A 13,064-nucleotide genomic window follows, 5' to 3' on the forward strand; every position below is an offset into this window, starting at 1 on the left:
TTTGAAAGCTGTTCATTTCAAATTTGTCATTCTGCCCCAAAATGTGATTTTCGGCTGAATCCACGCCACGTTGTGGCGCGCTGCACTCTTGTACAGCGTCAGGGCATTTAAACTTTTTCAAAGGTAAAATGCTCAACACCGCCAAGTTATGTCATATACCTGTTCAGTAAAGTAAGTCATGTTGGACAATACGCCAGAGCCCATGACGTTTTCAGCTTGCCGATACGACACCCTAGCCCGGCCATAGCTCCCTAACCACCTGCATAAGCAGAAAATATTTAAAGAAACAGCTCTTCCCTTGAAATTGGCAGCCCTACGAGTATATTGGCTGTCTGCATTGCTCCATCAGAAATCAGATCAACGCAATCCGCAACTCCCCCACGGAAGGTTTCATGCGTACGAGTTACAGCCTTAAGACGCGCTTTATTGCTACGTTCGTTGTTCTTGTTGTGATTTCCTGTCTTGTACTCAGTCTGGCCATTGGGCGTCAGGCCAGCGAACAGGCCGAAAGCAGAATAGGTGTACAACTGACGGATCAGGCCCGGTACCTCTCAAGAACCCTCGACAGATCCATGTGGTTCTGGAGTCAGGAAATACAGCTGCTGCGCGCCGTGCTCAGCCAGGATAACGACCATTCTCCGGCCAGAATCACGGCCATGCTGAACTCTCTCAAGCAGACCATGCCCACATTTTCGTGGATAGGGCTTACCGACACCGAAGGCACTGTGCTGGCCGCCACGGACAACCTGCTGGTGGGCAATAATATTTCGCAGCGCCCGGTTTTCCAAGAAGGCATCAAGGGACTTTTCATCGGTGATGTGCACGATGCCGTATTGCTTTCCAAGCATCTGCCCAATCCCGATGGCGAGCCTATGAAGTTTGTGGATGTCAGCATGCGGGTGCGCAACGCCTCTGGTCAGATCACCGGGGTGCTTGCGGCCCATTTAAGCTGGACATGGGCCAAAAATATACGGCAATTCATCTTGCAGGACGCGGCAGTCAGCTCGGATACAGAGCTTTTTGTCGTGGCCCGCGACGGCACCATACTTTTGGGCAACGAGCATTTCATCGGCAACAGCCTGAGCCTGCCAATGCTTGAAGACAAGCAAAGCACCGTGCCGTATTGGGATATTCAGGTATGGCCCGATGGCCGCGCATACCTTACGGCTGTGGCCCACGGCACGGGATTCAGGGAATACTCGGGGCTTGGCTGGTCCGTGGTAGCCCGGCAGCCGCTGGGAACAGCCTATGCGCCTGTGCATGCCATCATTGTACGCATTGTGCTGTCCTGCCTTGTACTGTCCTTTGTTTTCGCCGGGGCCGCGTGGAAGGTGGCTGAAAAAATTATTGAGCCTCTCAAAAGTCTTACCAACGCAGCTTACAGCATGAGCCGGGGTGAACCGGCCAGCATGCCCCATAATACGTCCATACGCGAAATTGACGTGCTTTCTCAGGCCCTGGATACCCTGGTGGACAACCTGACCAAGAGCGAGGACGACAAAAACCGGTTCGAAAGTACGGCCACAAGAGATCAGCTCACGGGGATGCTCAACCGGCATGGGCTTGAGGCGCGGCTGCCATCGATTTTATCCCGTCTGCGTGAAAATCACGGTCACGCCGACATCCTGTATATGGATCTGGACGGCTTCAAACCTGTCAATGATGGGCATGGGCACCGCATTGGCGACCTGGTGCTCATCGAAGTGGCGCGACGCATGGCCGCAAGCCTGCGGGCCAGTGACATGCTGGTGCGGATTGGCGGCGACGAGTTTGTGGCTGTGCTGGAAAACAGCGTAACCGGATCTCTGGACATGGCTCAACTGGGGCAGCGCATTATCAGCACCGTCGGGGAGCCCATACATGTTGAAGGGCAAACACTGTGTGTGGGCCTGAGCATGGGGCACAGTCGCTGGCAACCGGACGAGCAAAGGTTTGAGGATGCTCTGGAGCAGGCAGACAAGGCTCTCTATACCGCAAAAAAATGCGGCAAGGACAGGATGGAATTCTCTCACGCGTGCAACAACGAGGCACATCGGCCTTGAACCATAAAGCCCTTTGCTGGCCTCGGCTGTCCGGCGTAAAGGCGTAAGCATTGTTTATCAGTTGCGTAAACGCCATTACAAATGCGCCGTAAACGAAAGCTATCTATTGCTCAACCGTGCGAAGCGCGTGGAAAAGCCGTCGCTGCAACTAGCAGCACGCACGTTCCGGCAAAGCCCAAAAATCAGAAACGCCAGAGCCGGTATGTATCGACTCTGGCGTTTCTTTACAAAACTGCGCTCAGGGGGCGGTTCAGCCAATAGGCTTGTGACTCACCACGCCCTGTTCTTCAAGCTGGCGCATAACGGCGCTGCACCGGAAAATATCCGCGCCAACGGCTTCGGCCTCCTCAAGCAAGGTCATTGTGCCGTCGGCATAAGCCAGCAGGTCCATCATGAGATCCACCTGCTCGGTACAGGAATATCTGGTGCTCAAGGTGGGGTAAAGGCCGCGCCGGCCCAGTTGCGGTTCGCACAAAACCCGGCACTGAAATGTGACGTTTTCTTCCAGAGCTTCAAGAATCTTGCGCATTATTTCAAAACCGCCCTGAAGGCCTTTTTCCGTAACCAGCGAGCAGTCGTCCAGCGAAGTGTGGTATTCTGGAAAAACGTGATATTTCGTGCGCATGACGCTGCACAAGGGCAGATCAATCCCAGGAGCGCAATACTGCCGCTCGTCGCTGCCTCTGTCGTGATAGGTGTAGCTTACAAAGTCTGGGGCAAAATGCCGCAGCACATGCAGAGCTACCCTGTCTGCCAGGGTATCGCCTTTGCGGCTTGGCAGGTAGGAATAGGCGCGGTCATCACCCAGGCATGTCAGGTTAAACCCGGCAATCACCCTCTCGCGCAATTGCTGATAGTTCCTGCTGAGATAGGTGATGGAACCGATGGTTTCGGGCACAAAAACAATGCGATAGGTATAGTAGCGCGGGGCCGCCAGCAGCCAGCGGGCCAGAGCTGTCGCCACAACAGGGCCAGAAAGCTCATTATTGGCCATTGAAGGATGGCACACATAGGTGGAGAGAAAAACTTCCTTATCGCTTTTCCCGGGCAGCACCAGTTCGCCATAGGTAAGATGCCCGGGCGCGAGCGTGGACTTGATAACCGCGTGGTACATGCCGGGTTTGAGCTTTTGGCGCACACTGTGCTTGAGGCAGAAGCCCCAGCGGCGGGCATAGTAGGACGTCACATAAGGAATGGCCTCGGGCAGATCTGGCCGGGAATGCAGATGTTCCTGCAACTCTTCCAGAGGCAGCATGATGTCCACAGGCTCTGAATAGCCTACCACATGTAAATTGCTGTAAGAAAAATCGGCTATGACTTCGCCGTCGGGGCCGGTTAGCCTTGCCTCGGTGATATTCCACTCGTCTGGCACGGTCCAGTCAAAAACCTGGCTACCCGAGGGAACTTCATGTATTTGCAAGTCCGGCATCTCTTCCTTGATTATGGAAAGAGTCTGTCGGACGCCGTTGCCTGTGATGCTGCGGCAAATGGAAAAAAGCCGCTGAAGAAAGCTGTGCAGATTTGGCATGGGAAGAGCCTTGCGCGCCTGTTGTCCGCCCGGGGGTGCGCGGACGTAAAAGTATGGTAAAAAGATCAGCCGCTCTGTTTGGGCCATACTGGCTATGAAATAACGGCATCTTCCCTCCTGCACAGATGGCGACCCCACAGATCGCCTCAACGCGCGGCGTTGGCCCCCGTTCGGAACCCTCTCGCCGCTCTCCCCTTGTTGCCTCACCCGGTCACACCCGGGTCCGCTAGTATTGAAAATAGCGGATATTCGATCCTGTTCATATTTTCATGGCTGGCAGGTCAACCGCCAGCCGGGCATCGCCCCGGCTCACGGGGCTATACGGGCCATACGGAAGCAAAAAGACCGCCGATTGTCCAGCACTGTTTGCAGCATTAAGCCCGGCAAAAAAATAACTTGCTGTAACTAGCTTTCCGAATTGGCAATTTTTTTACGTATTTTCTGGTTAACACTCTGCCATGGCGGAATAAAGCACGCCTCGCAGCACATCATATACACAAAGGTATACGCGTTGACACTACTGCAAAAGCAGACTAAAAAATACAAAAAATTATTTAATGAGGATTTTTATGCGCACATTTCTTGATTCGGTTCTTTATGCATAGCAGAAGCTATTGCATACCAATCTAAACTCTTAAGCAATAGCTTCTGCTCGATCCTGATATACAATTGGGAGGAGCATAATGAGCTATAAAAATGCAGGCGATGTATTACCGCACAAATTACTGTGCGAAATTCAAGAATATATAAACGGTGAATATATATACATTCCGCGGCAGACCTTAAAAAAGTTGCCTTGGGGTGCGTTGTCAGGAGCAAAAAAAACACTTCAGGATAGAAACAGGGAAATTGTAGCCAGAAAAAATAATGGCTGCCCTGTTGCAGAACTGGCAAGGCAGTATTTTCTGTCGACAAAAACCATATACAAGATCATCAACGCCGCCAAAAACGGCTGATTGCACGCGCCCCGATCCCCGGGGCGCTTTTTCTTTGCCGAGGCAAAAGGAGTATGCTCCGCTGGCCCCGGATTGCAGCAGTTCAAAGCGCGCTTTTGCGAAAGCACATTTACGGAGCATGTATACAGCCCTGCTGCGGGCGTATCGGCCTGCCCCCTACCGCATCTTGATGATTTCACGGTCAGGGCACGCTGCGTGATTTTGCTTGAAAATGCCCCGCGGTATGGCGCACCAATACGCATTGCGCGTCACGCTGTGCCCACAGCAGCACAAAAAAGGCTCTCCATACCAAGGTATGGAGAGCCTTTCGATATACACGAAACGGGCCATTTTTGTTCCAGCTCAATATTCTGGCTATTGGCCTAGCTTTGAACCTGCTGGCCCCAGACAGTGGTGATAAGCTCGTGCAGCCTTACGGAAAGAGCCTTGAGATCAGGCTTGGTATACTGGGCGTCGGCCCCGACCAAGGCGCATTTTTTGGCAAGGCTGTCATTAATCATTGAGGAGAAAATGGCTACGGGCAATTTTCTGAGTATGGGGTCTTCCTTGATGCGCTTGCACAAGGCGAGCCCATCCATTGCGGGCATTTCGATGTCGGTAATGACCCCTTGCAGAAAGTCCGATACAGGCCGATTTTCAGCTTCGCAACGGTCACGCACGGTCTGCAGGTAGTCCCAGGCTTCCTGCCCGTTGACGCACTGGTCAACCTTGAAGCGGCCTTCCTTGTTGAGCAGCTCCAAAAGCAGACTGCGTATGCTGCTGGAGTCGTCCACATGCAGGATTTTGTAGGTCTTACCGTCTGAAGCGTCCATGTCTGACGTGTCAAAACGCAGGGCCATCGCCGGGTGCAGCTCGGCAACAATGGCTTCAAGGTCCAGCAGAAAAATAACGCGCTCTTCAAGACGCACCACACCAGTGACGGAGCTGCGGCTCATGTTCTGCAAGAATTGTCCCGGGGCTTCCACATCTGTCCAGCTCAACCTGTAGATGCGGTTGACGCCGGACACCAGAAATCCCGTACAGACGCCGTTAAACTCTGTAACAATAACCTTGGCGTCTTCATTGGTGATGGGGGCGCTGCCCAAAAAACGGGCCATATCAATAAGCGGCACGATACGGCCATTACGGTGTAAAAACGCGCCCAGCAGGGCTTTGTGACGCATCTCCGGCATGGCGGTCACGGGTTGGCGACGACCGATTTCAACCACCTTGGCCACGTTGAGGCCGTAGTGGGCCTCATAGCCGTCCTGGTTGACGTAGAACTCAACTATTTCGAGTTCATTGGTGCCGGTTTCGAGCAAAATATTGGTCTGCGCCATGAAAATACTCCATTAAACAAACTGGACTACGATAATGTGCCGCATGTGGGAACTGCAACCCCTGAAACGCTCGCTTCTCTGTCCAACTTATCGACCAGAACAAATAAGTATTTAGCTCTAAAAATAAAAATATCGTTTTTCCGCGTCTGTTTTACAGGCAACCCAATCTAAACCTGTACGAAAACCCGATGCCGTGTGCGCTATTTGCCTTCGTCATGACCACAACGCGAGTGAAAAAGCCAGCACAGACCGCAGGGGCCGCCTTGCCCTTGCCACACGGGCACGGGCAAATGCGGCCCCCCTGGCAGGCCCTTGGCAGATTTAGGCAGGCTGCGTCATATCGGTGAACAGCCTGGTGGACATATACCTTTCGCCAGTATCGCAGGCAAAGGTGACGATATTCTTTCCTTGCATTTCCGGGCGAGCCGCAACCTTGAGGGCTGCCGCCACGTTGGCCCCGGTGGATATGCCTGTCACAATGCCGCTGCGCATAAGCTGGCGGGCCGTGACCAGAGCTTCTTCAGCGTCAGCCAGCAAAATTTCGTCCAGCAGCGCACGGTCAAGAATGGCGGGTATAAATCCGGCTCCGATACCCTGAATAAGGTGCGGCGAAGCCTTGCCGCCAGAAATCACGGGAGAAGCGGCAGGTTCCACGGCAATAACCTTGAAGCCGGGGATGCGCTCTTTCAAAAAGCGGCCAGCACCCGTAATGGATGACCCGGAGCCTACGCCCGCAACAAGCACATCCATCTTGCCAACGCTGTCGCTGTAAATTTCAGGCCCGGTGGTTTTGTAGTGCGCCTGCACGGCTTCAGGGTTGGTGAACTGGCCGGGGATGAATCCGCCCTGCTCTTCGGCAATACGGCGGGCTTCTTCAACGGCTCCGGTCATTCCCTTGGCTGCCGGGGTAAGCACCAGTTCGGCGCCGAGCCCCTTGAGCAGATTGCGCCGCTCAATGCTCATAGATTCCGGCATGGCAAGCACGCAGCGCAGGCCGCGAACGGCTGAGACCAGGGCAATACCAATGCCCATGTTGCCGCTGGTGCCTTCAACAACAAGGCCGCCCGGCTCAAGTTCGCCCCACTGAAGAGCATTTTCGATAAGATGAAAAGCCACACGGTCCTTGATGGAGCCGCCGGGGTTACGGTTCTCAAGTTTGAGCCAGACCGTGCCGGGCAGTTCCTGTGAAAGATCAAGCCGCAGCAGGGGAGTATTGCCAATTGCCTGAAGAATGTTGGTCAGCATGGCGAGAAAACCTCATATTGTCGTAGGGAAATTCCCGAAAATCCTGTGGGATGGGCAGGTGAAGCTTTACAACAGACGCGTTTTGCTTAACAGTCAGGGTTAGAGAATAAAGGAAAGTGCATCCATTGGCAAACTTTCCTACAGGTTCATGCCGGGCCAACTCCCGGCGCGCGACAGCCTTGCGCCGCACAGACGGCTCAGCATAACGACGGAGGACACCATGAAATTTCTCAAATCCGCATCTCTTGTCTTCGCTCTTGTTCTTTGCCTTTCCGCCAGTCTGGCTCAGGCCAAGGCCGATACAGTGGCTCTGTATACCGAAGCCGTCATGACAGGCGACATCCCTGCCCTTGAAACCCTGCTGGCTCCCAATTACTGGCACATCGGCGCTAACGGGCATATCGAGGACAAGGAACACTTTATCCAGTCCATCAAAAACAAGGAACTGGTGGTTGACCGCCTGACCATCATCAATGTGCGCACCACGATGATCGGCGGCGCTACGCTGCTGACGGGCAACGGCTCCTTCAAGGGCACCGCTGTGCCTGCCCTGCCAGAAGGCCTTATGCGCTTTACCCTGGTGGTCGTGAAAAACCAGAACCGCGATCAGGTCGTGCTGTTCCAGGCTACGCCCGTTGTTGCCAGCACTGATTGCAGGGACGGCAACTGCAAGATCCAGTAGCCTCCAAGCGACATTCCAATACTGCCAAAGCCCCGTCATCGACGGGGCTTTTTGTTTGGAGCAACCTGCGGATGGAATGAATCAATTGTTCTGCAAGCATTTACATACAATCCCTGCCACGAACAGGCGCAGGCGAGCAACGTTCGCCGTAATGTGCCAGTTTCATGTGCAATCCGCCGCAATGACAAACCCGATTGCGCGGGTTTGCCGCGCCGTTTTATTTCCGCCTGGAGTGGTGGAGAAATATAGAAATTCCGTTTACAATAGCAGTCAGAGCTCCTACAGGCCCAAAGCCGCAATCCCGCCGGAGCCGTGGCAACACGCACGGCCTGCAAATACCAACGGCAGAACCCGGCAGCAGCATATCAGCGCTGAAAGATATTTTCCCCGGACCGAAACACGCCCAATTTCTGAACAGCAGCACAGTTCGCTGACAAGTGCCGTTCACTAGCAGACTCATTGCCCAATTTACCTGCACCAGCAGGCCCGTCGTAACAACCTGATGCCCAAAACCTCCAGACCGACAGGATAGACCATGCATATACTTATTCTGGGTTCCACAGGTTTTATCGGTTCACAAATTACATCCCACCTTTTGCAGCAAGGGCACATCATCCGCGCCGCAGCAAGAAGCAGTGCGAGCCGCCCGGCGCGCCCCGGCCTTTCGTACGCCCCCTGGGACGGCAAAACAGCTTCTGGCCTGCTGCCTTTGCTGGAAGGCATTGACGCCGTGGTTAACCTGCAGGGTGAAAACATCGGTGCCGGGCGCTGGACCGAAGCACGCAAGCAGGCCATTGTTCAAAGCAGGCTGAATGCGGGGCATGCCCTGACCTCCGCCCTGCACGCCCGGCGTGACGCAGGGTTAACCCTGCCGCACACAGTGCTTCAGGCGTCGGCCTGCGGCTACTACGGTTTGTGGCAGGACGCCTCCACCGCGCCCGAATGCGACGAAAACAGCGCCAGAGGCCAGGGTTTTCTGGCAGAAACCTGCGTTGTTTGGGAAGAAAGCACGAATTCTGTAGAAACACTGGGCATACGCCGCTGTATCCTGCGCTTTTCGCCCGTTATCGGGCAAAAGACGTCGGGAGCCGCCGGGGGATTTCTGGAACGGATGTTGCCGCCATTCCGCTATTTTCTTGGCGGGCCTGTCGGCTCTGGCCGTCAGCCCATGAGCTGGGTACACATGACCGACGTAATACATGCCGCCCAATTTTTGCTTGAGCGGCAAGACCTGCGGGGAATTTTCAATATCAGCGCCCCTGCGCAGGTGGACATGCGCCAGTTTGCCAGCGCTTTGGGCAAGGCCTGCTCACGGCCGTCGTGGCTTCCGGTTCCCGGTTTCATCCTGCGGCTGGCCCTGGGGCAGATGGCCGAAGAGCTGGTTTTGAACGGGCAAAAATCTGTTCCCTCACGCCTTGCGGAATCCGGCTATGCCTTCCGCTGCCCGAACCTTGAACAGGCTTTGACGGACACGCTTACCACGCGCGCATAAGGCGGCCTTCATGCAAAACAGCCTACCCCGCGCCAGAGAGAACACGCCTACCCGGCGCGCATAGGGCGACGGCCACAACACGTTTGGCGCAACTTTCAAAAATCATCTGCGCAAGAGCATATGCGGTACGGACTCCACGCCTGTACCGCTTATGCGTATTGACGTTGTCACCACGAACGTAAATCAGAAGCGGGCGGCGGCTTTGCCGCGCCGTACCGCGACGGATTTCCGTGTCTCTTCGCCCGGCGGATCCGGCGGCGATGGCGGCTCCGGCGAAGATAGCGGCTCCGGTGGCGATGGCGGAACAAAAACCACGACGCTGTGTTTACCAGTAAAAAAAGGCGGCACGAACGTTGAGTCCGTGCCGCCTGTAAACTTTCAAGCCCTATAGGTGCTTGGAGCGGTTAGCAGGTGCTGCCAACCATACGCAGCAGCCGCAACAACTGATGCGTAAAGCCCGCTTCGTTATCGTACCAGATGAGCACTTTGACCATAGTGCCGTCGAGCACCTGGGTAGAAAGCGCATCCACCACGCCGCCGTGCGTGCTGCCCCGGTAGTCGATGGAAACCAGGGGTTCTTCGGAATATCCCATATGCGCGCCCAAGGTGCCTTCAGCGGCAGCCTTGATGGCCTCGTTGACAGCCACAGCGTCACAGTTGCGTTCCACTTCACAGGTCAGGTCCACCAGTGAGCAGTCAAACGTAGGCACTCGCACAGACATGCCGTTGAGCTTGCCTTCAAGCTCGGGCATCACGATGCCCACAGCCTTGGCCGCACCCGTGCTGGAGGGCACCATAGACACCGCAGCCGCACGGCCGCGACGCCAGTCTTTGTGGGAACCGTCCAGAATACGCTGGCTCATGGTGTAACTGTGAATGGTGGTCATGAGGCCGTGGCGGATGCCAAACTTCTCATGCAGCACCTTGGCCACAGGGGCCAGACAGTTGGTGGTGCAGGAAGCCGCAGAAATGACCTTGTGCTTGACGCAGTCGTACACATGATCGTTGACGCCCATAACAATCATAGCGTCCACGTCTTTGGCCGGGGCCGAAATAACGACCTTTTTCGCGCCACATGCCAAATGCTTGGCAAGGCCCTCGCCGTCCTTGATGGTGCCCGTCGTCTCCACGGCAATGGTAACGCCCAGGCGTTCCCATTCCCACTCACCGGGCTTGCAGCGGGTTACGGCGATATGGCGACCATTGACTATGATGCCGTTTTCGTCGTGATCCACGCTGCCCGCAAAGGTGCCGTAAGTGGAGTCGTACTTGAAAAGATAGGCCAGGGCGGCATTATCGGCGCGCGCGTTGATGGCGGCGATTTGCAGATCCTGGTCATCGGCCAGCAGCCGCAGCAGATAGCGGCCAATGCGGCCAAAGCCGTTCATTCCCAGTTTGACGGGCATGTTGCGCTCCTTGACGAAAACGTATGTGTGTTTTTTAGGCTTTGCCCGAAGATCCCATCACATTACGGATCTTGTGCGCCACCATTTTTTTGACTGCTTCCCGGGCGGGCTTGAGATAGGACCGGGGATCAAATTCTTCAGGATGCTCGGCAAGATACTGACGAATGCAGGCCGTGACAGCCAGGCGAATGTCCGTATCCACGTTGATCTTGCACACGCCCATGCCGGCAGCTTTGCGCAGCATGTCTTCAGGCACGCCCTTGGCGCCGCCGACATTGCCGCCGTACTTGTTGCACAGGGCCACAAATTCCTGCGGCACGCTGGAAGCGCCGTGCAGCACCAGGGGATAGTCGGGCAGTTTCTTGCTGATGGCTTCAAGACGGTCGAAGTCCAGCTTGGCTTCGCCCTTGAATTTGTACGCGCCGTGGCTTGTGCCAATGGCAATGGCCAAAGAGTCGCAGCCCGTGCGTTCCACAAATTCCACAGCCTCGGCAGGGTCGGTGTAGACGTGCTCGTCAGACTGCACGTGCTCTTCAATGCCCGCCAGTTTGCCAAGTTCCGCTTCTACCCACACGCCACGGGGGTGGGCATATTCCACCACCTGCTTGGTGAGGGCGATATTTTCCTCAAAGGGCAGGTGAGATCCGTCGATCATGACAGAAGTAAAACCGCCGTCGATACAATCGCGGCACATTTCAAAGCTGGGGCCGTGGTCAAGGTGCACGGCCACGGGCACGCTGGCGTCAACGTCCAGAGCGGCGTCCACCAGCTTCATGATGTAATCCTGGCCCGCGTATTTGCGTGCGCCGGAAGAAACCTGAAGAATAACCGGGGACTTCTCTTCAGAAGCCGCGTTCATGATGCCCTGGATAATTTCCATGTTATTGACGTTGAACGCGCCAACGGCGTAGCCCCCCGCATAAGCGGCGGCGAACATTTCTTTGGGATTGGTAAGAGGCATAAATTCCTCCGTGTTTTTCTGCGGCAAAGGGCTGCCGAAATACTCAGTTTTAAATGGCATTTGCCCGTGCAGACATCAAGAGAGCATGGCTAGCACCAACGCCTGTCACAAGCAAGAGTCACATACACCAAATTTACGCAAAGGGGAATGGTTTAACGCCCCCACAAGGGCATCACTGGCTGTCCTGACAGCTTTCAAAGCCAAAAAGCCCGCGCCTTTTTCAAGGCAAAATCGCCCTGGTAAAAAAAAGAGGGCCTTTTGCGAACAGTTGCGGCCGTCAGCCTGCAAATTCTTGCAACAGCCAGTTCGTCAGACATTTCCCCTTCTGCGCCGGAAACGGGGATAGTCAGCAATAAACCATTCGTTGAACGCTGGCCTGTGCCATCATATCAGCCGACAGCACAGGGCAGACTACAGGTAAACCCGCACAGTGCCGTCAGTACAGACTGCCCACAAAAGGGCTGCCACTGCTGGCACATCCTGCACCCTGCCCTGTTGTCATCAGCAGCAGGCAGTCAGAGTGAAAAACTGGCGGTCAAACAGCGTTGGAATGCAATGCAACGGTAATCTGCTCTAAAGACCCATTTTTTCCAGGGCGCGCATACCCCTGTGGTCTGTAAATTCAAAATTCAGGGGCGTCATGGTGATGTGCCCCCGGTTGAGCAAATCCTTGTCCGAATCCGGCTCAATACTCGCTATGGGGATGTCGCCCTCAAGCCACCAGTAGGGAACGCCACGGGGATCTTCACGCTCAAGGTACACGTTTTTCCACACAGCGCTGGTCTGGGGGCAGATGCGCAGTTCCCCGGCTTCGTCCAGAGGGCAAGCCGGATAGTTGACGTTGATAACCCGGCGGCGTCCCACCTCGGCCCAGTTGATGCGGCTGGCCAGGGCCACGGCGTGCCGGGCCTGCGGCATAAGGTCCACGTCCGGCCCCGTATTGTGGCTGAAGCTGTCGTGCGAAACAGCCATGCTCGGCAGTTCTTCATGGGCGGCTTCGGTAGCTGCGCCCACAGTGCCGGAATAAAGAATATCCGGGCCAACGTTGGCCCCGGCATTGATGCCGGACATGACAAGGTCGGGCCTTTGAGGCAGCAATCGGCCCAGAGCCAGCTTCACGCAGTCGGTAGGCGTGCCGTAGACGCCTGTGCCCGTAAAGCCGGGTTCTTCAATTACTGTAGCCCGCACGGGTTCAAAAACCGTAAGCGAATGCCCCACCCCGGACTGCTGGCGCATGGGGGCCACAACGGATACCGTGTGCCCGGCTTCAATCAAAGCCGCGTACAAGGCACGCAGGCCCCTGGCCCGGATGCCGTCGTCATTGGTCAGGAGAACGTTCATTGACAATACCTCGGAAAGAAGGGAAATTCGGGTCATAGACCCGTTGCGGTTCACCGCCGTGTACGGAGACCAAAAAGCTCGGAGCGCTGGCC

Annotated in this window: 10 protein-coding genes; 4 read left to right on the plus strand and 6 right to left on the minus strand. The window is 55.5% G+C overall.

Going from position 1 to position 13,064, the window contains the following annotated elements:
• The first annotated feature begins 392 nt into the window (after positions 1 to 392).
• Entirely contained in the window at positions 393 to 2,042 is a 1,650-nt protein-coding gene (locus HNQ38_RS08190) for a sensor domain-containing diguanylate cyclase (protein WP_183719266.1), read from the plus strand.
• Positions 2,043 to 2,292: 250 nt separating this feature from the next.
• Here HNQ38_RS08190 and HNQ38_RS08195 read toward each other — a convergent pair whose 3' ends face one another.
• Complete coding sequence (locus HNQ38_RS08195; protein ID WP_183719268.1) at positions 2,293 to 3,570, minus strand: DUF4910 domain-containing protein; 1,278 nt, start codon at positions 3,568 to 3,570, stop codon at positions 2,293 to 2,295.
• A 683-nt stretch (positions 3,571 to 4,253) separates the two neighbouring features.
• On the opposite strand from HNQ38_RS08195, the gene HNQ38_RS08200 reads away from it, so the two are divergent.
• Complete coding sequence (locus tag HNQ38_RS08200) at positions 4,254 to 4,526, plus strand: CD3324 family protein (protein WP_183719270.1); 273 nt, start codon at positions 4,254 to 4,256, stop codon at positions 4,524 to 4,526.
• Between the two features lie 362 nt (positions 4,527 to 4,888).
• On the opposite strand, the gene HNQ38_RS08205 is transcribed toward HNQ38_RS08200, so the two are convergent.
• Both HNQ38_RS08205 and cysK read right to left on the minus strand, forming a co-directional pair.
• Positions 4,889 to 5,845, minus strand: coding sequence for a chemotaxis protein (locus HNQ38_RS08205; protein WP_183719272.1), 957 nt, complete (start codon positions 5,843 to 5,845; stop codon positions 4,889 to 4,891).
• A 321-nt stretch (positions 5,846 to 6,166) separates the two neighbouring features.
• Positions 6,167 to 7,090: a cysteine synthase A gene (gene cysK, locus HNQ38_RS08210; protein WP_183719274.1), complete on the minus strand. Its 924-nt coding sequence runs from the start codon at positions 7,088 to 7,090 to the stop codon at positions 6,167 to 6,169.
• Positions 7,091 to 7,310: 220 nt separating this feature from the next.
• Between cysK and HNQ38_RS08215 the strand changes: the two genes are divergently transcribed.
• Positions 7,311 to 7,772: a nuclear transport factor 2 family protein gene (locus HNQ38_RS08215; RefSeq protein WP_183719276.1), complete on the plus strand. Its 462-nt coding sequence runs from the start codon at positions 7,311 to 7,313 to the stop codon at positions 7,770 to 7,772.
• A 535-nt stretch (positions 7,773 to 8,307) separates the two neighbouring features.
• Positions 8,308 to 9,264, plus strand: coding sequence for a TIGR01777 family oxidoreductase (locus HNQ38_RS08220; RefSeq protein ID WP_183719278.1), 957 nt, complete (start codon positions 8,308 to 8,310; stop codon positions 9,262 to 9,264).
• Positions 9,265 to 9,668: 404 nt separating this feature from the next.
• On the opposite strand, the gene gap is transcribed toward HNQ38_RS08220, so the two are convergent.
• From gap to surE, 3 genes are all read right to left on the minus strand, one after another.
• Positions 9,669 to 10,670 carry a type I glyceraldehyde-3-phosphate dehydrogenase gene (gene gap, locus HNQ38_RS08225; protein ID WP_183719280.1) on the minus strand — a complete coding sequence of 334 codons (1,002 nt, stop codon included), beginning with the start codon at positions 10,668 to 10,670 and terminating at the stop codon, positions 9,669 to 9,671.
• Between the two features lie 34 nt (positions 10,671 to 10,704).
• Complete coding sequence (gene fba / locus HNQ38_RS08230) at positions 10,705 to 11,631, minus strand: class II fructose-1,6-bisphosphate aldolase (protein ID WP_183719282.1); 927 nt, start codon at positions 11,629 to 11,631, stop codon at positions 10,705 to 10,707.
• A gap of 573 nt (positions 11,632 to 12,204) precedes the next feature.
• Positions 12,205 to 12,972, minus strand: a complete 768-nt coding sequence (gene surE / locus HNQ38_RS08235; RefSeq protein ID WP_183719284.1) for a 5'/3'-nucleotidase SurE — start codon at positions 12,970 to 12,972, stop codon at positions 12,205 to 12,207.
• Between the last annotated feature and the right edge of the window lie 92 nt (positions 12,973 to 13,064).

It is taken from the genome of Desulfovibrio intestinalis (assembly GCF_014202345.1).
Taxonomy (GTDB): domain Bacteria; phylum Desulfobacterota; class Desulfovibrionia; order Desulfovibrionales; family Desulfovibrionaceae; genus Desulfovibrio; species Desulfovibrio intestinalis.